This is a genomic window from Brevibacillus aydinogluensis (genome assembly GCF_961514395.1).
Classification (GTDB): Bacteria; Bacillota; Bacilli; order Brevibacillales; family Brevibacillaceae; genus Brevibacillus; species Brevibacillus aydinogluensis.
Window position 1 is genome coordinate 2,833,287 of sequence record NZ_OY569118.1, and the last position, 25,031, is coordinate 2,858,317.

Annotated in this window: 21 protein-coding genes and 1 pseudogene; 4 read left to right on the plus strand and 18 right to left on the minus strand. The window is 59.4% G+C overall.

The genetic code is table 11. The features are described 5' to 3' along the window. The first annotated feature begins 176 nt into the window (after positions 1 to 176). Complete coding sequence (locus tag Q7F15_RS13985) at positions 177 to 1,112, plus strand: hypothetical protein (RefSeq protein WP_304414484.1); 936 nt, start codon at positions 177 to 179, stop codon at positions 1,110 to 1,112. A 103-nt stretch (positions 1,113 to 1,215) separates the two neighbouring features. On the opposite strand, the gene hemL is transcribed toward Q7F15_RS13985, so the two are convergent. From hemL to Q7F15_RS14020, 7 genes are all read right to left on the minus strand, one after another. Continuing rightward, positions 1,216 to 2,499, minus strand: a complete 1,284-nt coding sequence (gene hemL, locus Q7F15_RS13990; RefSeq protein WP_171566350.1) for a glutamate-1-semialdehyde 2,1-aminomutase — start codon at positions 2,497 to 2,499, stop codon at positions 1,216 to 1,218. A gap of 7 nt (positions 2,500 to 2,506) precedes the next feature. After that, positions 2,507 to 3,481 (minus strand): porphobilinogen synthase, encoded by a 975-nt coding sequence (gene hemB / locus Q7F15_RS13995; protein WP_171566351.1) that lies wholly within the window; start codon positions 3,479 to 3,481, stop codon positions 2,507 to 2,509. Further along, a complete protein-coding gene (locus Q7F15_RS14000; protein WP_304414485.1) occupies positions 3,465 to 4,289 on the minus strand; it encodes a uroporphyrinogen-III synthase in 825 nt (274 codons plus the stop codon). Before Q7F15_RS14000 ends, hemB begins: the two co-directional genes overlap by 17 nt. Beyond that, positions 4,286 to 5,230, minus strand: a complete 945-nt coding sequence (hemC, locus tag Q7F15_RS14005; protein ID WP_171566353.1) for a hydroxymethylbilane synthase — start codon at positions 5,228 to 5,230, stop codon at positions 4,286 to 4,288. Before hemC ends, Q7F15_RS14000 begins: the two co-directional genes overlap by 4 nt. 21 nt (positions 5,231 to 5,251) lie before the next feature. After that, positions 5,252 to 6,070, minus strand: a complete 819-nt coding sequence (locus Q7F15_RS14010; protein ID WP_304414486.1) for a cytochrome C assembly family protein — start codon at positions 6,068 to 6,070, stop codon at positions 5,252 to 5,254. Between the two features lie 61 nt (positions 6,071 to 6,131). Then, a complete protein-coding gene (hemA, locus tag Q7F15_RS14015; RefSeq protein ID WP_304414487.1) occupies positions 6,132 to 7,460 on the minus strand; it encodes a glutamyl-tRNA reductase in 1,329 nt (442 codons plus the stop codon). A gap of 126 nt (positions 7,461 to 7,586) precedes the next feature. Continuing rightward, positions 7,587 to 9,206, minus strand: coding sequence for a methyl-accepting chemotaxis protein (locus tag Q7F15_RS14020; protein WP_304414488.1), 1,620 nt, complete (start codon positions 9,204 to 9,206; stop codon positions 7,587 to 7,589). 162 nt (positions 9,207 to 9,368) lie between these two features. Here Q7F15_RS14020 and Q7F15_RS14025 point away from each other — a divergent pair. Next, a pseudogene (locus tag Q7F15_RS14025) lies at positions 9,369 to 10,311 on the plus strand (DMT family transporter). 118 nt (positions 10,312 to 10,429) lie between these two features. Here the strand turns inward: Q7F15_RS14025 and Q7F15_RS14030 are convergent. The 10 genes from Q7F15_RS14030 to rph all read right to left on the minus strand — a co-directional run bounded on the left by Q7F15_RS14030 (position 10,430) and on the right by rph (position 22,427). Continuing rightward, positions 10,430 to 11,782 (minus strand): protein O-GlcNAcase, encoded by a 1,353-nt coding sequence (locus Q7F15_RS14030; RefSeq protein ID WP_304414489.1) that lies wholly within the window; start codon positions 11,780 to 11,782, stop codon positions 10,430 to 10,432. Positions 11,783 to 11,807: 25 nt separating this feature from the next. After that, on the minus strand, positions 11,808 to 12,476 hold the full coding sequence (yihA, locus tag Q7F15_RS14035; protein ID WP_304414490.1) for a ribosome biogenesis GTP-binding protein YihA/YsxC: 669 nt from the start codon (positions 12,474 to 12,476) through the stop codon (positions 11,808 to 11,810). Next, positions 12,473 to 14,812, minus strand: a complete 2,340-nt coding sequence (lon, locus tag Q7F15_RS14040) for an endopeptidase La (protein WP_230076695.1) — start codon at positions 14,810 to 14,812, stop codon at positions 12,473 to 12,475. The genes yihA and lon overlap by 4 nt, the downstream gene beginning before the upstream one ends. Before the next feature lie 169 nt (positions 14,813 to 14,981). Then, positions 14,982 to 16,673: an ATP-dependent protease LonB gene (lonB, locus tag Q7F15_RS14045; RefSeq protein ID WP_171566360.1), complete on the minus strand. Its 1,692-nt coding sequence runs from the start codon at positions 16,671 to 16,673 to the stop codon at positions 14,982 to 14,984. A 350-nt stretch (positions 16,674 to 17,023) separates the two neighbouring features. After that, positions 17,024 to 18,289 (minus strand): ATP-dependent protease ATP-binding subunit ClpX, encoded by a 1,266-nt coding sequence (gene clpX / locus Q7F15_RS14050; protein WP_171566361.1) that lies wholly within the window; start codon positions 18,287 to 18,289, stop codon positions 17,024 to 17,026. Positions 18,290 to 18,309: 20 nt separating this feature from the next. After that, entirely contained in the window at positions 18,310 to 18,897 is a 588-nt protein-coding gene (gene clpP, locus Q7F15_RS14055; RefSeq protein WP_268255227.1) for an ATP-dependent Clp endopeptidase proteolytic subunit ClpP, read from the minus strand. 171 nt (positions 18,898 to 19,068) lie between these two features. Next, a complete protein-coding gene (gene tig / locus Q7F15_RS14060) occupies positions 19,069 to 20,361 on the minus strand; it encodes a trigger factor (RefSeq protein WP_171566363.1) in 1,293 nt (430 codons plus the stop codon). Positions 20,362 to 20,433: 72 nt separating this feature from the next. After that, complete coding sequence (locus tag Q7F15_RS14065) at positions 20,434 to 21,009, minus strand: metallophosphoesterase family protein (protein WP_304414491.1); 576 nt, start codon at positions 21,007 to 21,009, stop codon at positions 20,434 to 20,436. Between the two features lie 40 nt (positions 21,010 to 21,049). Then, positions 21,050 to 21,652, minus strand: a complete 603-nt coding sequence (locus Q7F15_RS14070) for an XTP/dITP diphosphatase (protein WP_304414492.1) — start codon at positions 21,650 to 21,652, stop codon at positions 21,050 to 21,052. Further along, the gene (rph, locus tag Q7F15_RS14075) at positions 21,645 to 22,427 is read right to left on the minus strand and encodes a ribonuclease PH (RefSeq protein WP_304414493.1); all 783 of its coding nucleotides are present in this window, start codon (positions 22,425 to 22,427) and stop codon (positions 21,645 to 21,647) included. The genes Q7F15_RS14070 and rph overlap by 8 nt, the downstream gene beginning before the upstream one ends. Positions 22,428 to 22,670: 243 nt before the next feature. Here rph and Q7F15_RS14080 point away from each other — a divergent pair, with 243 nt between their 5' ends. Both Q7F15_RS14080 and Q7F15_RS14085 read left to right on the plus strand, forming a co-directional pair. Then, positions 22,671 to 23,318 carry an MFS transporter gene (locus Q7F15_RS14080; RefSeq protein WP_304414494.1) on the plus strand — a complete coding sequence of 216 codons (648 nt, stop codon included), beginning with the start codon at positions 22,671 to 22,673 and terminating at the stop codon, positions 23,316 to 23,318. Beyond that, entirely contained in the window at positions 23,225 to 23,905 is a 681-nt protein-coding gene (locus Q7F15_RS14085; RefSeq protein ID WP_304414495.1) for an MFS transporter, read from the plus strand. The genes Q7F15_RS14080 and Q7F15_RS14085 overlap by 94 nt, the downstream gene beginning before the upstream one ends. Before the next feature lie 60 nt (positions 23,906 to 23,965). On the opposite strand, the gene Q7F15_RS14090 is transcribed toward Q7F15_RS14085, so the two are convergent. Continuing rightward, positions 23,966 to 25,030 carry a GerMN domain-containing protein gene (locus tag Q7F15_RS14090; protein WP_311837218.1) on the minus strand — a complete coding sequence of 355 codons (1,065 nt, stop codon included), beginning with the start codon at positions 25,028 to 25,030 and terminating at the stop codon, positions 23,966 to 23,968. Position 25,031 lies beyond the last annotated feature (1 nt).

A 25,031-nucleotide genomic window follows, 5' to 3' on the forward strand; every position in this document is an offset into this window, starting at 1 on the left:
CTCTCTGTTCCCGGCACCGCCGGCGGTTTGCCGCAGCCCGTCCCCCTTTCCTCTTCTCAGACTTTAGACTCATTTCTCGTTTGAACGCGCAAAAACACTCACGACGAAAGCCCCTCGTGCCGATATGTGAAAAGGACCTCACGTTTACGACTCTGAGCACACCTGGAGGGAGCGTCATGATACATGCATCTCGTCGGGCACTTATCCTGCTGATCGCGCTGAGTATAGTAAGTCTCATATTTTTGATAGGACTCTCCACCAAGGAGACAACGGCCGAAGTACTGCCAACCCGCGTGAAGCCTGCCGAAGGAAAGCCGCTGAAAGCCACGTGGCTTTGGCACACATACGAGACCGCTTCGGAACCGGATCAAATCCTCACGTTTGCCGCCGAGCAAGGCGTAAACCTGCTGTATCTGAAAATCGATACCTCGCTCTCCCCTGCGTATTACCGGAAGTTCATCGGCAAAGCCCGCGCTGCCGGAATCGACGTGCATGCGTTGGGCGGGAAATCCGATTGGGGGCTGGCACAAAACCGTCAGGACATCCTTGCGCTCGTCGATTGGGTCAACCGGTACAATCGCAAAGCAAAGGCTCAGGAAAAAATCACCGGCATCCATCTGGACATCGAACCGTACCTCCTGCCTCAGTGGAAAACAGATCAGCAAGCAGTCATCCGGCAGTGGATGGGCAACGTGGAGGCGTATGTCAGCAAAATCAAGCAGCAGCCTTCCCTGCAGATTGGGTGTGATCTGCCGTTTTGGCTGGACAATATCCCCGTCCCCGGCAGCCCCGACACCTCGCTGGCCGAATGGATGATCGCCAAGCATGATCACGTGGCCGTGATGGCTTACCGCGACCGGGCGGCAGGATCGAACAGCATCTCCTCGCTCGTGACCCAGGAGCTGGAGATGGCCGACCGTCACGGCAAGAACCTGCTTGTCGCCGTTGAAACGAAACAAAGCAGCGAGGGCAATTTCATCACCTTTTTCGAAGAAGGCAACGCGTTCATGGACCGGGAACTGAACAAGCTGCCCGCGCTCATGGCGAAACACCCTTCCTTTGCCGGCGTGGCTGTCCACTCCTATGAATACTGGAAGGAATTGGCAAGATAATCCTCCAACAAAAAAGTCCCTGCCGCAATCGGACAGGGACTTTTGTTGTCTCAACACTCCCGACAGCGCGGGCAGCTGCTGCTGTTCTTCGCCGTGTGCCGGTTTACAGCTTTTTCATCGCCTGGTAGCTGGCTTCGATGGTGCGCTCAATATCCGCTTCCGTATGGGCCAGTGAGACGAACATGCCCTCAAACTGGGACGGCGGAATCATGACGCCTTCTTCCAGCAGGTAGCGGAAGTAGCGGGAGAAGCGCTCCAGATCGGATGTCTTGGCTGTCTCGTAGTTGACGACCGGCGTCTCCGTAAAGAACAGGCACACCATGGAGCCGACGCGGTTTACCGTATGCGGGATGCCCAGCTTCCGTGCGTTGTCCGCCAGTCCTTCTGCCAGGCGGGAAGAGAGTGCATCCAACCGCTCGTAGACCCCGTCCTCACCCAGTATCTGCAGCGTGGTCAATCCCGCTGCCATCGCCAGCGGGTTGCCGGACAGTGTGCCTGCCTGGTAGATCGGTCCCGCCGGTGCTACGTGCTGCATGATGTCCCGCCGGCCGCCGTATGCGCCGACCGGCAGGCCGCCGCCGATCACCTTGCCCATTGTCGTCAAGTCAGGGGTGATGCCGTACAGCTCCTGCGCGCCGCCGCGGGCAACGCGGAAGCCGGTCATCACTTCGTCAAAGATCAGCAGTGTTCCGTAGCGCTGCGTAATCTCCCGCAAGCCCTCCAAAAAGCCTGGCTGCGGCGGTACGACCCCCATGTTGCCGGCGACGGGTTCCACAATTACCGCAGCCAAATCTTCGCCGTACGCTTCAAACGCCATTTTCACGCTTTCCAGATCGTTGTACGGTACGGTGATCGTATGAATGGCCGTCGCTTCCGGCACACCTGGGCTGTCGGGCAGTCCAAGCGTGGCCACGCCAGAGCCCGCCTTGATCAGCAGGCTGTCGGCATGTCCGTGGTAACAGCCCTCAAACTTCATGATTTTGTTCCGCTTGGTATAGCCGCGCGCCAGCCGGAGTGCGCTCATCGTCGCCTCCGTGCCGGAGTTGACCATCCGCACCACTTCGACCGACGGGACGATCTCGCAGACCAGCTTGGCCATGTCCGTCTCCCGTTCGGTCGGAGCGCCAAAGCTGGTGCCAAGCGCAGCCGCTTCCTGGATCGCGGCAAGTACTTTCGGGTGGGCATGGCCCAGAATCAGCGGCCCCCAGGAACCGATGTAGTCGATGTAGGTGTTGCCGTCCACATCGACGACGCGCGCTCCCTCTCCTTTGGCAATGTAGACGGGATTGCCGCCCACGCTTTTAAACGCCCGTACCGGGCTGTTTACTCCGCCCGGTATGTACTGCTGTGCTTCCGCAAACAGCCGGATCGATTTTTCCATCTTCATCGCCTGCTCACCTCGCCAGCCATTTTGCCACGTCTTTGGCATGATAGGTAATGATCAGGTCGGCACCGGCCCGCTTGAAGCCGACCATCGTTTCCATGACAATCCGCTCTTCGTCGATCCAGCCGTTGGCCGCCGCCGCTTTGACCATGGAGTACTCGGCGCTCACGTTGTAGACGACGATCGGCAGATGAAAGGACTCACGCAGGCGCAGCACCATGTCCATGAACGCCAGCCCCGGTTTGACCATCAGGAAGTCAGCCCCCTCCGCCACGTCGGAAGCTGCTTCGCGCAGCCCTTCACGGGCGTTGGCCGGGTCCATCTGGTACGCCTTGCGGTCGCCCGACTTGGGCGCGGAATGAGCCGCATCCCGGAATGGGCCGTAGAACGACGAGGCGTATTTGACCGCGTAGGACATGATCGGCACGTGGGTAAAGCCGGCTTCGTCCAGCGCCGCACGAATTGCCGCCACAAAGCCGTCCATCATGTTGGACGGTGCGATGATGTCTGCTCCCGCTTTCGCCTGCGAGACTGCCGTCTTTGCCAGCAGCGTCAGCGATTCGTCATTGACTACGTCGCCGTCGCGCAGCACGCCGCAGTGGCCGTGGTCGGTGTATTGGCACAGACAGGTGTCGGCGATCACGACCAGTTCAGGATGTCTTTCCTTGATCTGACGGATGGCTCGCTGCGTCACGGCATCGTCGTTGTAGGCTTCCGAACCGCAGGCGTCCTTGTGCTCCGGCACACCGAAGACCAGCACGGACTGGATGCCCAACGCTGCCACCTCGTCAATTTCCTCGTTCAGGCGGTCCAGCGAGAAGTGATAGACGCCCGGCATGGAGGGAATTTCCTCCTTGATGTTCGAACCTTCCACCACAAAGATCGGGTAGATCAGATCCTCCACACGAACGTGGTTTTCGCGTACCAAGCTGCGCATCGCCGCGCTGGAACGAAGCCGGCGATGACGGTCAAATGTGAGTGCCATGTACATCCCCTCCCAGATTTGCTGTTAACGCTTGCAACAAGCCGTCCACCGTGTACTCCCTGGCCACGGCGTGAACCGGCAGGCCGAGGCGCTTGGCCGTCTCAGCCGTAACCGGCCCGATGCAGGCAATCCGCACGGAGGCCAGCAAGCCGTCCAACCCGTACGGGGCCATCACCTGCGTGAAGTGCTGCACCGTGGATGAACTGGTAAACGCAATCGCGTCGATTTCCCCCCGGCGCAGCCGCTCCGCCGCTTCCGGGGCATTCGCGCCGTCGATAACCGTTTCATAGGCGTCCACCTCGGTCACCTGCAGCCCCATGCGGCGCAGTTCATCCGGCAGCGTCTTGCGGGCGATGTCTGCCCGCGGCAGCAGCACCCGCTGGCCCGGTGTCAGACGCCCCTGGAGCGCGGTGAGCATGCCCTCCGCCACGTAGTCGGACGGAATCACATCCGCCGTCCAGCCGTGTTTTGCCAGTTCGGCAGCTGTCTTGGGTCCGACCGCCGCCACGAGGCCGGTCATCCGATCCGGGCTCACGCCCAACTGCCGCATTCGCTCCAGAAAAAAGCGGACGCCGTTGACGCTGGTGAACATCACCCAGTCAAACGAATCCAGGCGGCCAATTGCGTAGTCAAGCGGTCCCGTGTCGGTCGGCGGCACCATTTTCAGCAGCGGAAACTCGTATGCCTCGCCGCCCAGCGCCTCAATCTTTTCCACCAGCTCGCGGGCCTGGCTGCGGGCCCGCGTCACCATCACCCGGACGCCGGAAAGCGGCAGGCGATCCTCGCCAATCGGCGTCAGCCGGTTCATCCCAGATTCTCCTTCTGCACCTCTGCCAGCACCTCGCCGGCTCCTTCCGCCAGCAGGGTGTCAGCCAGTTCCCGGCCGAGTGCGTCCGGATCGGTGCCGGAGACTGTCCGCTTGAACACCCGTTTTCCGTCAGGCGACGCGACCAGACCGGTCAGTGTCACGGTCGGCGCGGCATCGCCCGGCGCTTCCGCCACGGTGGCGTAAGCCCCGATCGGCACCTGGCAGCCGCCCTGCAAACGGTGCAGGAAGCTGCGCTCTGCCGTCACCGCCAGGCGGGTCGGCGGGTCGTCCAGGCGGCGCAGCAGCGCGAGCGTCTCCTCGTCGTCCGCCCGGCACTCGATGGCCAATGCCCCCTGCCCAACCGCCGGCACGCTGATCTCTACCGGCAGATACTGGCTGATCGTTCCGTCCCACTTGACCCGCTCCAGTCCGGCCGCCGCCAGGATGATGGCGTCGAAATTGCCTTCGTTCAGTTTGCGGATGCGCGTATCGATATTGCCGCGCAGCGATTCGATCTGGATGTCCGGCCGGTAGGCCAACAGTTGTGCGGAGCGGCGCAGGCTGCTCGTGCCCACCAGCGCCCCGTGCGGCAGCTCATCCAGCGTCTTGCCGTCCTTGGACAAGAGCACGTCGCGGGGGTCCACCCGCTTGGGAATTGCCCCGATCACCAGTCCCTCCGGCAGCTCTGCCGGCATGTCCTTCAGACTGTGCACGGCCAGGTCCGTCTCCTTGTCCAGCAGCGACTGCTCGATTTCCTTGACGAACAGTCCCTTGCCGCCCACCTTGGACAGGGTGACGTCCAGGATGCGGTCTCCTTTCGTGACGATTTCGTGCAGTTCAAACGACGCCTCGGGCGCAAGCCGTTTCAATTGGTCCACGACCCAATTGGTCTGGGTGAGCGCCAGCATGCTGCGGCGCGTTCCTACCTTCCAGTTTCTCATGGTAGCCTCCTTGCGTGGCGGTTACAGCCATCTGTGAAATGTGGAGATGTCGGTGGCCAGAAAGTTGACCAAGAGCAGCAGAAACGCCGTCAGGTTAAACTGGGCCAGCCGCCGCATCTGCCAGGTGTCGCTGAAACGCTTGTACAGCCAGTACGAATACGCCCCCAGCACCAGGGTCGACAGCAGCACCTTGGCATCGAGCCAAAACTTCTCGGGCAGGACCACCCTGCCCCAGATGATCCCGAGAATGATTGCCAAGAGCAGCATCGGCACCCCGACCATGTTCATCCGGTACGCGTACGCTTCCAGCATGTCGAGGCTGGGCAGCCGCCGCAGCAGCGGCGTCCAGCGTTTTTCTTTCAGCATCTTGTGCTGCAGCAGGTACATCGCCGAAAAGATCATCGACAGGGAAAACGCCCCGTAGCTGAACAACGCCAGCGTGATGTGGATCAAGAGCAGGTCCGACGTGAGCGTTTCCGATACGGCCGTCAACGGCGTCTCCGGCAAAAACATGGAGAGCACCAGCACGACAAAGCCGATCACATTGGTAAAGAATACCAGCAAATCGATGCGAAAAAAATAATTAATCAGAAGTGACAGGGAGACCAGCACCCAGGAATAAAAAAAGAGCGTCTCAAACAGTGTGATGACGGGAAAGTACGATTTCGCCGCCACCTGTGAGACGAAAAAAGCGGATTGCAAGGCCCAAACGACAGCAAGCAACCCGAAAGCCAGGCGATTGACTTTCCGGTTGCTTTGCAAGAAGTCGTTGAAATAGAAGAGAACACTTGCAGCGTAGAGAAAGATCGTCAGGTCGTAGATCCATCTCGCGTCGGCCATGTACGCTCTCCTCTCTTTCCATTTCGGTCCCTACTCGCGGAAGCCGGACGCAACGACCTGCTCACGAGAGGACAAGTGTTTTTTTCTCTTTTTCCCAGTCGGCTTCCCGCTCAAACCGCTCCAGGGTCTCTTCCAATGCAAAGATGGTAGAGAACATGTCCAACACGTCGTCCCCGTTCGACTTGGCCGCCATCTCTTTCAGACGGACGACCGGATCGTGCAATAACTGATTAATCATGCCCTTGGTCGTCTTGCGAATGATGTGTAGCTCGCGTTCGGTCAGGTTGGACAGCTTGTTCTCCATTTTGCGCATTCCTTCGCTGTGGATCGCCTCCGCCTTTTCACGCAGCGCGGCGATCAGCGGTGAAACGCCCAGCGTCTGGTACCAGGTGGTGAAGGCGACGATTTCATCGGCAATCATCCCCTCCAGCCGCTCCGCCTCGCGGGAACGCTCCGCCAGGTTGCTGGCGACAATACCTTCCAGATCATCAATATCGTAAAGGTAGACGTTATCCAGTTCGTGCAGGCCGGGGTCCAGATCCCGCGGCACAGCGATGTCGATCATAAACAACGGGCGGTGTTTGCGACGCTTCATGATCGGCATGAGCTGTTCCTTGGTGATCACATAGCCTGCAGCTCCTGTGGAGCTGATGACGATGTCGGCGGTGAGCAGTGCCTCAGGCAACTGCTCCATCGTACAGGCGTCCCCTTTGAATTTCTCCGCCAAAATCCGGGCACGCTCCAGCGTCCGATTGGCGACCCGCACGTGCTGTGAACCGTTGGCGTGCAGGTGTTTGGCGGTCAGCTCGCTCATTTTGCCCGCGCCGACGATCAGCACTTCCTTGCCCGCGAAGGAGCCAAAAATCTTTTTCCCCAGTTCCACCGCGGCGTAGCTGACGGAGACAGCGTTTTGGCCGATCCCCGTTTCCGTGTGGGCCCGCTTGGCAAACGTGACCGCCTGCTTGAACAGCATGTTAAACACCGTTCCGGTCGTCTTGAGCTGCTGGGCGAGCAGGAAAGCGTCCCGTACCTGTCCGAGGATTTGCGTCTCGCCCACCACCATGGAGTCAAGGCCGCAAACGACACGGAACAGGTGTTCAATCGCTTCTTCGTTTCCTTTTATATAAAGATGTTGCTTGAACGACTCTTTGTCGACGCCAAACCACTCCGCCAGAAATCTCAGCACGTAGTCCCGCCCCACGTTCAACTGATCGCAGACCACGTAGATTTCCGTGCGGTTGCACGTTCCGAGAATGACGCATTCCGCGATGCTCTTCGTCTGGGAGAGGAGATGAAGAGCGCGTGCTGTCCCGTCATCGCTGAACGTGAATTTTTCCCGAATTTCGACTGGTGCTGTTTTGTAATTAAGACCCAGCAAAAGGATATCCATAATGTCCTCCCGGTATTACATGCCAGTCGGCTCTGTGTAAAATGCACTATTATTATAACATTATGTCCCCAAACGACCACTTGTAAATGTGAAAAGTTTATTAACGGGTGCAGCTGGGTCTTGATCCTACAGGCGAAACCGCTTCGTGATTCGCTGCAGCGACATCGTCTTCTCGGCCAGTGTCTCTGCTTCCTCTGCCAGCAGATGCACGCCGCCTGCCTGCTGCTCTACGGCGCTGGCCGCCGCCGAGACGCTCTCCGCAATCTGGCCTGCGATCGTCTTTACCTGGGTCAGCGTCTGGCCGATCGCCCCGCAGTGCTGGCCAAGCCGCTCGGCCCACGCGGCGTTTTGGGCCGACAGAGCCTGGTTGGCGTCCACCACCACCTGCAGGCTGCGGATCGCCTCACCCGCTTCCCGCACGTGACGGCTGGAGCGTCGCAGGTCGTCCAACTGGCGCTCCACTTCTGCCGCCGTCTCGGTCACGTCCGCATGAATGGCGGCTGCGGTGGACAGGATGCTGTCCGCAAACTGCGCGGTCTCCTCCGCCAGCTCACGAATCTCTGCCGCCACCACGGCAAAGCCCCGGCCGTGTTCCCCGGCTCGAGCCGCCTCAATGGATGCGTTGAGCGCCAGCATATTGGTCTGCCGGGCAATCTTGGTGATTGCCGCCACCTGCTGCCGGATCTGTTCCGCAGCCTGTGCCAGTTGGCGGATCGCTTCCGCCGTTTCGGCCATGCCGGACTCCGCTTGTCCCACCTGGCGGGAAGCTGTCTTCACCGCATGGTTGCCCCGCTCCGTGGTCATCGTGGCGCTCTCGCTCATCTCTCTCGTCTTGTTCAGGGCCGTCTGCATCTCCGTCAGCATGGCTGTCATTTCCTGCAGGTGCTCGACCGCTTCGGCGGCCACGTGGGCCTGTTCCTCGGTCCCCGACTGAAACTGCTGCATCATGCCGCTCAGTTCGTCAAAGGTGTCCCGCAGTTCCCGTGACCGCAGCGCCTGCTTGCTGCTGATCTCCCCCGTGCTGTCCGCCGCACCCGCGATCTCGCTTACGATGTTCTGGATGCCGATCGCCATCTTGTTTAGTTCCAGCCCCGTCTGATGAAATTCATTGCGCGAGCGGGTGACCACTTTCCGGGTCAGATCGCCGGACGAGACGGCCCGGGTCAGCTCGCGCCATTCCTGCAGGCTGGTGCGCATGATCCGGTATATCCACAGGCTGCCTATCAACCCCGCGCCGAGCGAAACGAACGCCCATACCGCCGTTTCGGCAAGCGGCAGCCCCCTCCCAAGCAAGGCCGCCCATCCGCACAGCGGCGGGATACAGCCGAGACCGATCAGCGCCGGTCCCAAAAACGGCCGGTGCAGAATCGTGCCCATCCGGAGGACGTACCGTCTGCCGCCAAATGTGCCGATCGGAGCGGCGGTGTCGATCAGCCGCTCGCCCGTGTTGCGCAGGTAAAGCTGGGAGAGGACTTCGCGCGCCGCGGCTGCACGCCGTCCCACCTCGTCGTCAAACACGATGCCCTCCCGCAGCCGGTTGGTATGGATGTGTCCGTATCCCGTCTCGTCGACAATGACGAAGTATTCGCGATTCCCCAACTGCTCGTCCAGAATCCTTCGGACAGCTTCCCGTTTCTCCTCCAACCCGCTGCTGCCTGCCAACAGCTCGGCCAACCGCTGGGCGGTGCGGGTCACTTTGGTTTCCGCCCGGCGGGCCCGCCGCGACCGAAGTACGGACTGATTCATGTGAATCCCCCTTTGACTTTTCTTTATTTTCCGATATTTACATGCAATTGCCAAGCTGAACTCCACCTGTGCTTGATTTCCCCTCTGGCATGCCGTATCATGCAGGCATGGAACCGAAACGTTTGCAATCGTCTGAATCATTCGGAAGGAGAGAAACAACCGTTGAAAAAACAATGGATGGCTGACGTGACCCTGTTTCTGATCGCGTTTGTCTGGGGAGCCACGTTCCTCGTCGTCCAGCAGGCCATCGCCGCTCTGCCGCCCAACGCCTTCAACGCGGTGCGCTTTTCCATCGCCACTCTCTTTCTGCTCGCCATCCATTGTCTGATCGATCGCGAGCAGCTGGAGGAGCTGGAACTTCCCGCTGATCAAGGCCGGATGTCTGATCGGATTTTGGCTCTGTCTGGGCTACGCCCTGCAGACGGTTGGATTGATGTACACCACACCGTCCAAAGCGGGCTTTATTACCGGTCTGTCGGTAGTGCTGGTCCCGCTGTTTTCCTTTCTGATCCTGCGCGAGAAGATCAAACCGGCCGCCATCACCGGCACGCTGATCGCCGCCTGCGGGCTCTACCTGCTGACGAAAACCTCGTCGCTTGCGTTCAACCTCGGCGACGTGCTGGTCTTCGGCTGCGCCATCTGCTTTGCACTGCAGATCGTCGCCACCGGCAAATACGCTCCGCGATTTCCTGCCCTCCCGCTGGCGATCGTCCAGTTGGGGACAGTGGCCGCGCTGAGCTGGGGGTATGCGCTGTTGTTCGAGGACTGGCGCCTTGCCTTCGACCCGGCGGTGCTGCTGGCGCCGGAAGTGGCGCGCGGTCTGATCGTGACCTCGATCTTTGCCACCGCGCTCGCCTTTTTGGCCCAGACGGCGCTGCAAAAGAAGACGAGTTCCACCCGTGTGGCGCTGATCTTCTCCCTGGAGCCGGTGTTTGCCGCGCTCACTTCGTACCTGTGGATTCACGAAGTGCTGACAGCGCGACAGTTGGCGGGATGCGCCCTGATCTTTACCGGAATGATCCTGGCGGAGCTGCCGATCCAGGAATGGTGGAAAAATCGGCGCATCAGGCTCAATCAGGATGATGGCAGCCGAGAGTCGGCGTAATGAACAGTGACAGATAAAAAAACGGGGCTGGCTTTTGTGCCAGTCCCGTTTTTTCACATTTTCACAGCACACAGACGGGTGCGGTTTGCCCGCTTGCCCCACGCAGATACGCGCTTGGTTACCTCGTCTGTTTCAACTCCAGCAGCACCGCTTCCACAAACAGTTTCATCACGTTGCCGCACACCTTTTGCGGCAACCGTTCGGTCCGCTTCATCCAGCGCTTCAGCCGAAACAGGTGATACGCCGCCGTGAGCGTCCGGCCGCTTGTGCCCGCCTCGATCATGGCGGTAACCGACTGCCCGACCTTGGCCCAATGCCGGTACTTTTCCACCCAGCCGCCAATTTCGGCGGCCAGTTTGCGGTTGCGCATCCGCTCCATTAAGTGCAGCGCCGTCTCTTCCATATCGGCAAACAGACGTCCGAGCATGCGCAGTCCCGCCTGCCTGTCCCCGTACAAAAACTGAAAGCGAAACTGCAGAAACGCCTCCAGCAGCGCCGGCGACTCGGTCTCGTTGAGAAACGAACCCTGCACATTGTCTGCGAAGCGGAGTACGGCGGCGGCGTCTTCCGGACCGGCCACTTCTTCCACGGCCTTGGCCCATGCCAAGGCTGGATCGTACCCTTCCGGATCGCGCAGGTAAGCCGCTGCCGTCAAGAGCGGTATCTTTGAGCTCTCCGCCCGCGCCATCGGATTGGCCACGTATCCGGCTACGTGCCGCCACAGACCGGGATCGCGGTGGCGCAGCGGGCCAATGTGCAGCTCATCGGCCATCGCCAGGTCGTTTACCGGATAATTGTCCCAAATCAGCGGTTTGTGCCCCGTCCGTTCTGCAAAAAAGCGGGCGTCCGCCTCGGGCAAAAACGGCGAGCAGACAAAGCGGCCGGTCCAAAACAGGTCGATTGACTCCGGCAGGCGCTGTCCCAGTTCCGTGATGTACGGTTCGTCGCCCATGCCGTGATACTGGGTGGGACAAACGGTCAGCTCCACTCGCTCCTCCCAGCCATCGATCACCTCGTGCAGCTTCAGCACTACTTCCGCGTGCGCTTGCGCCAGCGTGCGGTAGCGGCTTACGTCCGCCGGATGCATCAAGGCCAGCGGGATGTCGTCAAACAGCAGGGCGAAGTGACGCACGCCCCGTTCGTACATGGACCGGTATTTTGCCAACAGGCGGGAAACATGGCTGTCATCGGCGTACTCCATATTCAAGCCGGGGCTCAGGCAGTAGACAAACCGCACCCCGGCCTCCCGGGCGCACGCCATCCAGCCCTCCATCTGCTCCAAAGCCTCGGGCGGATGCGGCTCCTGCCAGCGTTCCCGCAAATAGGGATCGTCCTTGGGCGAGTAATAGTACGTATTAAACCCATGCCGCCCCAAAAAGCGAATCATGTCCAGCCGCTCCGCATTCGTCCACGGAGTGCCGTAGTAACCTTCGATTACACCGCGTACGGGAAAAAACTCACGGTTGTGCATGGACCCCCCTCTTTTCCCGCAGGTGTTACGACGGGGCGTTGCCCGATTCCGCCGTTTCCGGCGTCCCGCCTGCGGGATCCTGCTCAACTTCAGGGGCAGTTTCTTCCTGACGCTGCAAGCGGCGAACGATTTCACCCCACAGTTCGTCCCGTCCCTGGCCCGTTTCCGAAGAAAAGATTATGAGTGCATCGTCACCGCGCATCTTGAGTTGTTCGCGGATTACTTTCGTATGCTGAAGCCAGCGGCCGCGAGCGATCTTGTCCCCCTTGGTGGCCACGACCACGGTGGGAATGCCGATTTCCTTGCACCAGTCGTACATCGCCACATCATCCTTGCTGGGCGCGTGGCGGATGTCCACCAACTGAATCACAAACCGCAGCTCCTTGCGCTGCTTCAGATAATTTTCAATCATTTTGCCCCATTGCTGTTTCAGCGATTTTGCCACTTTGGCGTAGCCGTAACCGGGGAAGTCGACAAAATAGAGCAGGTTGTTGACACGAAAGTAGTTCAGCGTCTGTGTTTTTCCCGGCTTGGAACTGGTGCGGGCCAGCCCCTTGCGATTCATCATTTTGTTTAACAGCGAGGACTTGCCTACGTTGGAGCGGCCCACCAGGGCGATCTCCGGCAAGCCATCTGTCGGGTACTGTTTGGGTCCGACGGCGCTGATGACAAACTCAGCCGATGTGATCTTCATCGCGTTTCACCAACCGCTTGCCGGGTAAGCGCGTGGCGCAGGACCTCGTCCATGTGTTCCACCGTGATCAGTTTCAATTCCTTGCGCACGCTTTCCGGGATGTCTTCGATGTCTTTCTCGTTTTCCTTGGGCAGGATCACCGTCGTCAGTCCGGCCCGATGAGCGGACAGCGCCTTTTCTTTCAGTCCGCCGATCGGCAGCACGCGGCCGCGCAGGGTGATCTCACCGGTCATGCCCACCTCTTTGCGCACCGGGATGCCGGTCAGGGCAGAGACGAGCGCCGTGGCGATGGTGATGCCGGCAGACGGACCGTCTTTGGGGATCGCTCCTTCCGGCACGTGAATGTGGATGTCGTTTTTCTCGTGGAACTCGGGGTCGATGTTCCACGCGGCGGCGCGGGAACGGATGTAGCTGAATGCCGCCTGAGCCGACTCCTTCATGACGTCACCGAGCTGACCGGTCAGCGTCAGTTTGCCCTTGCCAGGCAGAATGCTCACTTCTACGTTCAGCGTGTCGCCGCCCGCCTGCGTCCAGGCCAGGCCGGTTACGGCACCCACCTGGTCTTCCCGCTCAGCCAGGCCGTAGCGATAGCGCGGTTTGCCCAGCAGGCTCTCCACCGTTTTGGGCGTCACCACGACCCGCTTTTTCTCGCCGCTGACGATCAGCCTGGCTGCTTTTCGGCAGATGTTGGCCGCTTCCCGATTCAGGTTGCGCACGCCCGCTTCTCTGGTGTACTGACGAATTACCTTCAGCATCGCCTCTTCGTTCATCTGCAGCTTATCCCTGCCCAGCCCGTGCTCTTCCATCTGCTTGGGCAGCAGGTAGTCGCGCATGATGTGCAGCTTTTCCAGCTCGGTGTAGCCGGCGATGGAGATGACCTCCATCCGGTCCAACAGCGGGCGGGGAATCGTATGCGTGCTGTTGGCCGTCGTGATAAACATCACGTTGGTCAAATCGTAGGTCTCCTCGATGTAATGGTCGCTGAACTTGTCATTCTGGTTGGGGTCCAGCACTTCCAGCAGCGCGGAAGCGGGATCGCCGCGAAAGTCGGAGGCCAGCTTGTCGATTTCATCCAGGAGAAAGACGGGGTTGATCGTGCCTGCCTGTTTCATCCCCTGGATGATCCGGCCCGGCAGCGCACCCACATAGGTGCGGCGGTGGCCGCGAATCTCCGCCTCGTCACGCACCCCGCCCAGCGAGATGCGGACAAACTCCCGCTCCAGGGCACGCGCAATGGAACGGGCGAGCGACGTTTTCCCCACGCCGGGAGGCCCGACCAGGCAGAGGATGGGACCGCGCATGGAATTGACCAGCTTTTGCACCGCCAGATACTCCAATACCCGTTCCTTCGGTTTTTCCAGCCCGTAGTGGTCTTCGTTCAGCACCTGTTCCGCGTGATGGATGTCCAGATTGTCGACGGTCCTGCGCGTCCACGGCAGGGACAGCAGCGTGTCGATGTAGGTCCGGATCACCGCTCCTTCGGCGGACGTGGTCGGCATTTTCTCCAGGCGCTCCAGTTCTTTCTCGATCTTGTTCTTGATCCGCTCGGGAGCGTCGGATTTCTCCAGCTGGGCGCGCAGTTCATCCACTTCACTCTGCCGCCCGTCTTTTTCGCCCAGCTCTTTTTGGATCGCTTTCATTTGCTCACGCAGGTAGTATTCCTTCTGCGTCCGCTCCATCTGCTTCTTGACGCGGTTGCTGATCTTGCGCTCCAGTTCCAGCACCTCGCGCTCGTTGTTGAGGATGTCGAGGAGAATGTTGAGCCGCTCCTTGATGTTGGTCGTCTCCAAAATCTCCTGTTTGTCCTTCATTTTCAGCGGCAGATGGGAGGCGATCACGTCGGCCAGCCGACCCGGTTCCTCGATGTCGCTTACGGATGTAAGCGCCTCCGGTGAAATCTTTTTGGACAGCTTGATGTACTGTTCAAAATGGCTAAGCACGGCGCGCATCAGCGCTTCCACTTCGTTCTCGTCAGCCTTTTCCTCTTCCAGGTACGTGATCGAGACCTGGAAGAAATCATCCTGCCGTATATATTCATCGATTCGGGCCCGCTGCAGGCCTTCCACGAGGACGCGAATCGTGCCGTTCGGCAGCTTCAGCATCTGTTTGACCCGTGCGACAGTGCCGACGCTGAAGATTTGCTCGGCGCTGGGTTCTTCTATGTGGACTTCTTCCTGCGTCGCCAACAGGATCTGGTTGTCATCCACCATGGCCTGCTCCAGGGCGCGGACTGATTTTTCCCGTCCCACATCCAAATGGAGTACCATGGATGGATACACAAGCAGTCCGCGCAACGGGAGAAGCGGTATCTCTCGTTTACCGGAACGTTCGCCCAAGCTTATGCACCTCTCCTTGATCTGTACGAATTGCCTGCTTAACATGCAAAAACGGCTCAGACAGCCGTTTTTGAACATCGCGTAAGCTTCGGAGTGAAGCTTTTTATCATTGTAGCGCAAACGGAATCCGATGTCTAATTTCCGGGCGCACCGCCGTTACAGCGCGCCATTACAACGACAGAGACGAAGAGGCGAGATCTTCCGCCGGAAGCTGCAGGGTGAAACCGGCGCTCTCCGTCTCCGGTTCTGCCAGAAGGGCCAGATCGATTGCCTGCTGCACGGTGGAGACGGGTATCACTTCGATGTCCTGCATGTCGGCAAACAGCGACTGCCAGTTCTCCTCGGGAATCAGCACGCGTTTTGCCCCTGCCTGTCGGGCGGCTTCCACCTTGGCCACTACGCCGCCGACCGGTTTTACCTTGCCGTGGATGCTCACTTCCCCTGTCATGGCAACCAGGTTGTCTACCGGCCTCTCCTTGATCGCCGAATAAATGGCGACGGCAATCGTGATGCCTGCCGAGGGACCGTCTACCGGCACACCGCCGGGAAAGTTGATGTGCAGGTCGTAATCGTACGGCTGGACCCCCAGCCGATTCAGCACGGTCAACACGTTTTCGATCGAGCCTTTGGCCATCGACTTGCGCCGGACCGTGCGGCTGCGACCGCCTATTTCCTCTTCTTCGACCAGGCCGGTCATGGTGACGCGGCCGGCCCCGGGTGTCGACGCCCGGCTGGCGGTCACCTCCAGCTCCATCACGCTGCCCATGTTGGGGCCGTACACAGCCAGGCCGTTGACCAGCCCCACCTGCGGCGTGTCATGCACCTGCTTTTCCTGGCGCGGCGATTTTTGGCTGCTGTGCACGACCCATTCCACATCGGCGGCGCGGATCGTCGAGCGCCCCTCGGTCATTGCGATCCCTGCCGCGATCTGCAGCGTGTTGATCGCCTCCCGGCCGTTGGTGGCGTACCGTTCGATGACGCCGACCGCGTCGTCCTCCATCGACATGTCCATTTTGGAGACGGCGGTGCGGACGATGCTCCCGATCTCCGCCGGCTTGAGCGGCCGGAAAAAAATCTCCAGGCACCGGGAGCGGAGCGCTGCCGGCAGTTCTTCCGGCATCCTCGTCGTCGCACCCACGAGGCGAAAATCGGCCGGCAGTCCGTACTTGAATATCTCGTGGATGTGTGACGGTATTTGCGTGTTCTCTTCGCTGTAGTAGGCGCTCTCCAGCATCACTTTGCGGTCTTCCAGCACTTTCAGGAGCTTGTTCATCTGGATCGGATGCAGCTCGCCGATTTCATCCAAAAACAGGATTCCGCCGTGGGCCTTGGTCACCGCCCCCGGCTTCGGCTGCGGAACGCCCGACTGTCCCAAGGCGCCGGCACCCTGGTAAATCGGATCGTGCACGGAACCGATCAGCGGATCGGCGATGCCCCGTTCGTCAAAGCGGGCAATGGTCGCGTCCACCTCCACAAACTTGGCGTCGCTGGAAAACGGCGACAGCGGATTCTGCTTCGCTTCTTCCAGCACGACGCGGGCGGCAGCCGTCTTGCCCACGCCCGGCGGACCGTAGATGATGACATGCTGTGGGTTTGGCCCGCACAAGGCGGCACGCAGCGCGCGCAGCCCATCCTCCTGTCCGACGATCTCTTCCAGTTTGGTCGGCCTGGTCTTCTCCGAGAGCGGTTCCGTCAAGGCGATCATCCGCATCCGCCGCAGTTGGTCCAGGTCTTTGCGCGACTCCCGGTCACTCGATGTTTTCGCTGACCGCTGGGTGCGGAGCAGATTCCAGAAATAGGTTCCTATGATGATCCCGACGACTACTTCGATGCAGGCAATCACCAATGTCGTATAGTCCATCCGTTAACCCTCCCACGCTCACTTCGCACCACATCGAGAAGAAAACGCGTCTGTTGCGGACACATGCGCAAAAGCCGGTTCTTCCTCTCGGGGATGCTTGTTTTTTGTATCAGCCCGTGTATCAGCCCGCGATCGCGAGAAGTCCTTCCTGATACAGTCGTGATCCAATCAAAAAGCGTCTCGTGAACTATATTGAGTAGTATTGCCTCGCAATCACGGGCGTAAACAAACCGCTCCGGCATTCCCTTGCACTTTGGCGGGCACTGCCGGCCGGGCGAACAAACGGGAGAGCCATGGAAAAACCACCCCGACAATCGGGGTGGTTGGGATGGCGTTTCCGGCGGTGCCGGTTACGCGCTTTCGTTTTTCAGTTCGCGGCCTTCCTTGGTCAGCAGCTGCGGCTTCACCTTGTCACGCACAGCTTCCTCGGTGATCACGCACTTGCTGATGTCTTCGCGGGACGGCAGTTCGTACATCATGTCGAGCATGATCTGCTCGATGATGGCACGCAGTCCCCGGGCGCCGGTGTTCCGCTTGATCGCTTCCTTGGCGATCTGCGTCAGCGCTCCCGGTTCGAACTCCAGTTCTACGCCGTCTAAGCTCAGCAGTTTTTGGTACTGCTTCACCAGCGAGTTTTTCGGTTCGGTAAGGATGCGGACCAGCGTCTCCTCATCCAGCGGTTCCAGCGTGGCCAGTACGGGGAGACGGCCGACAAATTCCGGAATCAGGCCGAATTTCAGCAGGTCTTCCGGCAGCACGTACTTCAGGTACTCGCCCGGCTTCAGGTCGCCTTTGATACCGTCGCTCAGGTCGGTGCCGAAGCCGATCACCTTTTTGCCCAGACGACGCTTGATGATCTGCTCGATGCCGTCAAACGCACCGCCGCAGATGAACAGAATGTTGGACGTGTCGATCTGGATGAACTCCTGGTGCGGATGCTTCCGGCCGCCCTGCGGCGGCACGCTGGCAACCGTCCCCTCGAGAATTTTCAGCAGCGCCTGCTGTACACCTTCGCCGGATACGTCGCGGGTGATCGACGGATTTTCCGACTTGCGGGCCACCTTGTCGATCTCGTCGATGTAGATGATGCCCTTCTCCGCCTTTTCCACGTCGTAATCGGCTGCCTGGATCAGCTTGAGCAGGATGTTTTCCACGTCTTCGCCCACGTACCCCGCTTCCGTGAGGGAAGTGGCGTCGGCGATGGCAAACGGCACGTTGAGAATCCGTGCCAACGTCTGGGCCAAGAGCGTCTTCCCGCTTCCGGTCGGGCCGATCAGCAGGATGTTTGACTTTTGCAGTTCCACATCCTCGATCTTGGCGCCGGAGTTGATCCGCTTGTAGTGGTTGTACACCGCCACCGAGAGGGATTTTTTCGCCAGATCCTGGCCGATCACGTAATCGTCCAGGATTTTGCGAATCTCCATCGGTTTGGGAATTTCCTTCATGTCGATTTCTTCTTCCGTTCCCAGCTCTTCCTGGACGATTTCGTTGCACAGTTCGATGCACTCGTCGCAGATGTACACGCCGGGCCCGGCCACCAGCTTGCGCACCTGCTCCTGCGACTTGCCGCAGAAGGAGCATTTCAGCTGGCCTTTATCGTCGTTAAACTTAAACATGCGCTTCACCTCACAACGGGTCAGTTTTTCCGTTCAATAATGGCGTCAATCAAACCGTACGCTTTGGCTTCTTCTGCGCTCATGAAGTGATCACGATCGGTGTCCTTTTCCACACGTTCGTATGGCTGACCCGTCCGTTCCGCCAGGATTTGGTTGAGCTGGCGCTTCGTTTTCAAAATCCAGTCCGCGTGGATGCGGATATCCTCTGCCTGGCCGCGTACGCCGCCGAGCGGCTGGTGAATCATCACTTCACTGTTCGGCAGGGCAAACCGCTTCCCTTTTGCTCCCGCAGCCAGCAGAACGGCTGCCATGCTGGCCGCCATGCCGATGCAGATGGTAGACACGTCCGGCTTGATGTGCTGCATCGTGTCGAAGATGGCCATGCCAGCCGTTACGGAACCGCCCGGAGAGTTTATGTAGAGTTGAATGTCCTTGTCCGGGTCTTCCGCTTGCAGGAACAGCAGTTGGGCGACCACCAGGTTGGCCACTTCATCGTCGATCTCGCTGCCGAGAAAGACAATCCGGTCCTTCAGCAGGCGCGAATAAATGTCATACGCGCGCTCGCCGCGGTTCGTCTGTTCAATGACCATGGGGATTAGCATATGTATCTCCTCCTCTGCCGTCAAAGAGGTAGCGTGCAGCCGCCGGTCCGACGGCTGTGTCGGAAAAAACGCAAGATGGTGAAAAACAAGGCACGAACATTATCGTGCCTTGTATCGCTTGGCAGTCGGGTCAATCGGGAACCTGTCTGCCGGTCGTTTCATGCGTTCTTCCTAAGCTTATGCACTGACTTTGTTTTCTGCAACCAGGAAATCGACCGTTTTCCGCGTTTGCACGTCGCGGTACAGGGCAGCCATACCGTCTTGAGCGGTGAAGATTTTGCGCAGTTCGTCGGCAGGACGACCGTATACGCCCGCCAGTCTGTTCAGCTCTTCGTTTACATCTTCTTCGGTCGCAGTGATGTTCTCGGCTTTAGCGATCGCTTCCAGGGTCAGCGCGGTGCGCACGCGGGTGGTCGCGTCAGGACGAAGCTGTTCGCGCAGCTGGCTTTCATCGGTGCCGGAGAACTGGTAGTACAGGTCCAGGTTCATGCCTTGGAACTGCAGGCGCTGAGCAAATTCGTTCACCATTTGGTCCAGTTCGTGTTCGATCATGACGTCCGGAATGTCGATTTCGGCGTTTTCAGCCGCCTTCAGCACGAGCTGCTCGCGGGTGTACTGTTCTTTCTCCTGAGCCGCTTTTTCTTCCAGCTTTTTCTTGGTGTCAGCCTTCAGCTCTTCCAGTGTGTCGAACTCGCTCACGTCTTTGGCAAATTCGTCGTCCAGCGCCGGGAGGTTTTTGCGCTTGAGGCCGTTCAGTTTCACCTTGAAGACTGCGTCTTTGCCTGCCAGGCTCGGAGAGTGGTACTGTTCCGGGAAGGTGACGTTGATCTCCTTCTCCTCGCCTACCTTCATGCCCACGATCTGCTCTTCAAAGCCGGCGATGAACGTGCCGGAACCCAGCTCGAGCGTGTAGTTTTCCGCTTTTCCGCCCTCAAAGGCAACGCCGTCCTGGAAGCCTTCGAAGTCAATCACAGCCAGATCGCCGTTTTGTGCCGGGCCTTCTTCCACGACAACCAGCTCGGCGTGGCGCTCTTGCATGCGCTTCAGTTCGGCTTCCACGTCCTCGTCAGTAACGTTGAACTCTTTCGACTCGATCGTCAGGTTTTTGTAGTCGCCCAGTTTCACTTCCGGCTTCACCGTTACGGTCGCCTTGAAGATGAGCGGCTTGCCCTTTTCCATCTGCTCAACATCCACTTCGGGGCGATCAACCGGTTCGATGCCGGTTTCGCGCACAGCTTGTCCGTAAGCGGCAGGGAGCAGGATGTCCAGAGCATCCTGGTAGAGCGCTTCCACGCCAAAACGCGCTTCGAACAGCTTGCGCGGCACTTTTCCTTTGCGGAAGCCCGGAACGCTTACTTTCTTTACGACCTTTTTAAACGCTTGGTCCAATGCCGCATCTACTTGCGCAGCATCTACTTCAACCGTCAGGACCCCCTGGTTATTCTCTAACTTTTCCCATTTTGCTGCCACGTAAACTTCCCCTCCTAGATTGAATCCACAGAACACCGCCCGCAACATGCAGTCGGTACGGGCGATGCAATTCTAGCCATTATAACCATTTAAGTATAGCACATATTCACCATTTTTCAAGAAGTCAGCGCCGCAGGGAAAACTTCCCCCCAGCCGCTCCACCGGATTGCCGTGGTGGTCGAAATAGGTAACCTGGACGCGCACTTCCCGCTTTCTCGTCTCAATCTGTTCCAGGTATGCGTAGGTGGGAACGTCAAAGCTGCGGGGCAGCTGGAGACTGCCCGGGTTGAGAAACAGGATGCCCCGCTCGACACCGCAGACCGGAACGTGGGAATGGCCGAACAGCACGACGTTGGCCCCCGTCTCCTCCGCCCGGTAGTGCAGCCGCATCAGCGAGCTTTTCACCCCGAACAGGTGGCCGTGTGTCTGCAGGATTTTCAGGTCCTTCCACTCGGTAAGCTGTTCCTCGGGAACGTCCCTGTCCACATCGCAGTTGCCCCTGACCAAAATCATGTCGGCGAAGGGGTCCCGCTTCCGGTCGACGCAAAAATCGCCGCAGTGAAAGACCTTCTCCGCCGCGTGGCGTTCCACCGTCTCTTTCACTTCGCGTACCAAGCCGTGCGTGTCGCTGAGGATCAGGATGCCCACTGTACCGCACTCCCTTCTGCCTGTAGTCTGCCGCAAGCCGCTAACCCTGCCGCTTGATTGCCGCCAGCAGATTGCCCATCGCCATGGCCCGGTGGCTGATGCGGTTTTTCTCTTCCGGCGGCAACTGCGCCATGGTCACGCCCTTGTCCGGCAGGTAAAAAACCGGGTCGTATCCGAACCCGTTGGTGCCCTCTGGGGCTTCGGCGATGACGCCCTCACATGTGCCTTGGGCCACCATAGGCTCTTTGCCCGGTTCCGCCAGGACGAGCACGCAGCGGAAACGTGCCGTCCGCTGCTGTGCCGGCACGCCGCGCAGTTCATCCAGCAGCTTTCGCCAATTTTGCTCATCGCTGGCGTGTTCACCGGCGTAGCGGGCGGAATAGACGCCGGGACGTCCCCCCAGAGCGTCCACCTCCAGGCCGGAGTCGTCGCCCACAGCCGGCATGTTCAGGTATGTAGCAATGGTCGTCGCTTTTTTCAAGGCGTTGGCTTCAAACGTATCGCCGTCCTCCACCACTTCCGGCACGCCTTCAAACGCGTCCAGGCTGATGCCTTCCCAGCCCAATTCGGCAAACAGGCTGTTGAATTCCTTTACCTTTCCCTTGTTTCGCGTTGCCAGCACCACTTTTTTTCGCTCAGACATGACTCTTCTCCGCCACCGTTTCCTGATCGTTTTCGTTGTCGTCTGCAAACGTCAGCGGTACGTCGGCCAACGCTTCCTTCTGCGCGGCAATCAGGCCGTCGATGCCTTTTTTTGCCAGGTCAAGCAGTTCATGAAGCTGTTCGCCGGTAAACGGCGCTTCTTCGCCCGTGCCCTGCAGTTCGACAAATTTGCCCTGACCGGTCATGACGATGTTCATGTCCACCGTCGCCGTCGAATCTTCCTTGTAATTGAGGTCGAGCATCGGTTCGCCGTCGATGATACCGACCGAGGTCGCCGCCAGAAAATCGCGCAGCGGCAGCTGCTTCAAGGTGCCGGCTTCCACCAGCTTCTGCATCGCATCCACCATCGCCACAAACGCGCCAGTGATTGCTGCCGTCCGGGTACCGCCGTCGGCCTGGATCACGTCGCAATCCAGCCAGATGGTGCGCTCCCCCATCGCTTCCAACTGAACGACCGAGCGCAGCGCACGTCCGATCAGCCGCTGAATTTCCATGGTTCGTCCGCCCACTTTGCCTTTGGACGATTCCCGTGGATTGCGTGACTCCGTGGCCCGAGGAAGCATGGAGTATTCGGCTGTAATCCACCCTTTTCCGCCTCCGCGCATGAACGGCGGCACGCGATCCTCCAATGTCGCCGTACAAATTACCTTGGTGTCTCCTACTTCGATTAGACAAGAACCTTCCGCGTGTTTGATGTAATTGCGCGTAATCTTGACTGGGCGCAATTGGTCACGGTCACGGCCATCAAGTCTCATTCCATGTTTCCTCCTAGCTTGCTATCGTCAACTCCGCTCATTATACCAGACTGAAGAAACCCTCTGCCACTCCGCAAACCCCTGCAACGCATTTCCGAAGCTGCGGAAAAATCCGCTGCCGAAAGCCCAAAGAAAAATCCATCCGTTCGGCGGGAACGAAACTCCGGCAAAGAGGGGTCTTGCGCACACACACAAATTTGACTAACATCTAATTAGACAGTTAACTAATTAATGGTGATTCTTATGACGTCCTCCCTGCTTTTGCGTCAAGCCAATTTTCGCAGGCTGCTGCTTGCCAACTTTCTCAGCGGAGTCGGGGATTGGTTCAACAGCGTCGCCGTCCTGAGCCTGCTGTTGGAGATCACCGGCACGGCCATGGCCGTAGGCATTACACTGGCGCTCCGCACCTTGCCCTACCTGGTGTTCGGGCCGCTCGGCGGGTTGCTGGCCGACCGCTTCAACCGCAAAGCCGTCATGATCGCCTGCGACCTGGTGCGGGCGGTGATCGCCCTCTGCTTCCTGTTCGTCTCCTCTGCTGACGACGTCTGGATCGTCTACGCCGGAACGTTTGCCCTCGTCGCCTTCTCCGCGCTGTACAACCCGGCGAGGATCTCCCTGATCCCGGACGTCGTCGAACGCGATCAGCTCCTCTCGGCCAATGCGCTGGAGGAAAGCGTGTTCGGGATCGTGATGGCGGCCGGATCGCTGGTCGGCGGCGTCTTTGCCGCCTATTGGGGGACGGATGCAGCGTTCGTCTGCAACTCGCTTTCCTTTGTGCTGTCCGCGGCGCTGATTCTGTGGATTTCCCTCCCCCGCGATCAAGCGGTGTCCGACGCGAAGCGGACAAGGAGGAGCGCAAAGCGAACGAACCGTCCGACCTGTTTTCGCTGATCCGCCAAACTCCCCTGGTCCTGTACACCCTGCTGATGACGACCTTGTGGCCGGTCGGGGGAGGCATTCTCAACGTGCTGATCAGCGTCTACGCCTACCAGGTGTTTGCGGCCGGCAAAAGCGGAGTCGGTCTCCTCTACGGCGCGATCGGACTCGGTTTCATCGTCGGCGGGGTTGCGGCCGATCTGCTGAAACGGCGGCCTTACCACATGGCTTCCTGCAGTTTCGCCGTCGAAGGCTTCGCCCACGTGCTGACCAGCTTCGCTCCCACCATTTACCTGGTGGCTGCCTGCTACGCCCTCTCCACCGTCGCCGGGGGGATGGGCAACGCCAGTCTGCGCACGCTCCTGATGCGGCATCTCGACAACGCGTACCACGGCCGTGTGTTCGCTCTCGAATCGACCATCTCCAGCGTGCTCATCGGCCTCTCGATGCTCGTCGGCGGATGGCTGCTCACCGTCTTTGAACCGCGGCTGCTCGGTTTTGCCGCCGGGCTGCTGATCACCCTCTGCTCGCTGATCCTCGGCGTCTTGATCTTGCAGGCCTCCCGGGCAGCCGATAGCGCCGCCCCGGCTCAACCGGACTGACAGAACCGCCGCAAGCAAAAAACCACGCCTGCCGATTCGGGCGTGGATTCGTGCGCGCTGTCAAAACTGCATCGTGTTGATGTGGACGGGGCGGGCGACCGGCTTGGTGAAATCGTACGTTCCGCTGGTGAGCGGCTTGCCTTCCACCAGCAGTTGAACCTGTTTGGCCCCTGTGCTCTCGGTCAGCGAGAGAACCAGCGACTCCAGCGCATCCGGATTGGCTTCCCTGCCGCTGTCGTATCTGAGGATGTCGCTGCTCAGATCGACGGTAACGAGGTCATTCTCCTGCTTTACATCCAGCACCCGGGTGGTGCGCAGGAGCGAACTGAACAGCGGCGAATTGTCACTCGGTCCTTTGATCAGCTCCTCTACCGCCGCTTTGGCCACGTTCTGCGTCTCCGGTATCAGCCGGGTGACCGGTACGAAATAGGAGCGCTTGTCATCCAATTGTCCCTGGAAATAGACCGTAACCGCCGTGGTTCGACCGGGAACGGCCCCTTCCGCCAGCTCCAGGTTGATCCCGAGGTTGCGGTCCAGGGCGGACGAGATCGGTGTGCTGCCCACCGGCATTTCGGTAAGCGGCGTGCCGTTTACCCAGATCTGCACCCTTTTGACGTTGGGAAACTCGGTCAGCGCCCGGGTCACTGCGTCCAGAATCTGCTTTTCGTTCTTGCTGTCGTACTTTTTGAACTCCGGGGAAAAGTCCACTGTCGCCAAACCGTCCTTGATAACCAGTCCTTTTACCTCCGTCCCTTCAGGAAGCACCGCGGAAAAGCCGTTGGGGAGCATGTTTTCCACCGGCCCGCCTTTGACCATGTAGGTCAGCACCTGTTTCGCCACCCCTTCTGTTTTTGGCAGGGTCAGCGTAAACGGCACTACATACCCGTTGGCATCCAGCAAGTAGACGGTGCGGTCGACTGACTCTGTGACCGCGGCCTCCGTCCCATCGGCTGAGCCTTCCGCCGCCGGCAGACCGTTGGGTGTATTCTGGGCGGCTTCCGACTGCGGCGGAGGTGCATCAATGCTGGTGGCTTTCTTTTCCGGTCCGAACAGTCCGCACCCCGACAGCAGCAGTGCGCTGACCCCAAGCACGGCGGTGATTGTGCCGATGCGATGTATCTTCATC

Bases quoted from the DNA above. Each gene is read 5' to 3' on its own strand.
- Q7F15_RS13985 (WP_304414484.1), top strand. From the start codon at position 177: ATGATACATGCATCTCGTCGGGCACTTATCCTGCTGATCGCGCTGAGT.
- hemL (WP_171566350.1), bottom strand. From the start codon at position 2,499: ATGAAGATGGAAAAATCGATCCGGCTGTTTGCGGAAGCACAGCAGTAC.
- hemB (WP_171566351.1), bottom strand. From the start codon at position 3,481: ATGGCACTCACATTTGACCGTCATCGCCGGCTTCGTTCCAGCGCGGCG.
- Q7F15_RS14000 (WP_304414485.1), bottom strand. From the start codon at position 4,289: ATGAACCGGCTGACGCCGATTGGCGAGGATCGCCTGCCGCTTTCCGGC.
- hemC (WP_171566353.1), bottom strand. From the start codon at position 5,230: ATGAGAAACTGGAAGGTAGGAACGCGCCGCAGCATGCTGGCGCTCACC.
- Q7F15_RS14010 (WP_304414486.1), bottom strand. From the start codon at position 6,070: ATGGCCGACGCGAGATGGATCTACGACCTGACGATCTTTCTCTACGCT.
- hemA (WP_304414487.1), bottom strand. From the start codon at position 7,460: ATGGATATCCTTTTGCTGGGTCTTAATTACAAAACAGCACCAGTCGAA.
- Q7F15_RS14020 (WP_304414488.1), bottom strand. From the start codon at position 9,206: ATGAATCAGTCCGTACTTCGGTCGCGGCGGGCCCGCCGGGCGGAAACC.
- Q7F15_RS14030 (WP_304414489.1), bottom strand. From the start codon at position 11,782: ATGCACAACCGTGAGTTTTTTCCCGTACGCGGTGTAATCGAAGGTTAC.
- yihA (WP_304414490.1), bottom strand. From the start codon at position 12,476: ATGAAGATCACATCGGCTGAGTTTGTCATCAGCGCCGTCGGACCCAAA.
- lonB (WP_171566360.1), bottom strand. From the start codon at position 16,673: ATGGACTATACGACATTGGTGATTGCCTGCATCGAAGTAGTCGTCGGG.
- clpX (WP_171566361.1), bottom strand. From the start codon at position 18,289: ATGTTTAAGTTTAACGACGATAAAGGCCAGCTGAAATGCTCCTTCTGC.
- Q7F15_RS14070 (WP_304414492.1), bottom strand. From the start codon at position 21,652: ATGTCTGAGCGAAAAAAAGTGGTGCTGGCAACGCGAAACAAGGGAAAG.
- rph (WP_304414493.1), bottom strand. From the start codon at position 22,427: ATGAGACTTGATGGCCGTGACCGTGACCAATTGCGCCCAGTCAAGATT.
- Q7F15_RS14080 (WP_304414494.1), top strand. From the start codon at position 22,671: ATGACGTCCTCCCTGCTTTTGCGTCAAGCCAATTTTCGCAGGCTGCTG.
- Q7F15_RS14090 (WP_311837218.1), bottom strand. From the start codon at position 25,030: ATGAAGATACATCGCATCGGCACAATCACCGCCGTGCTTGGGGTCAGC.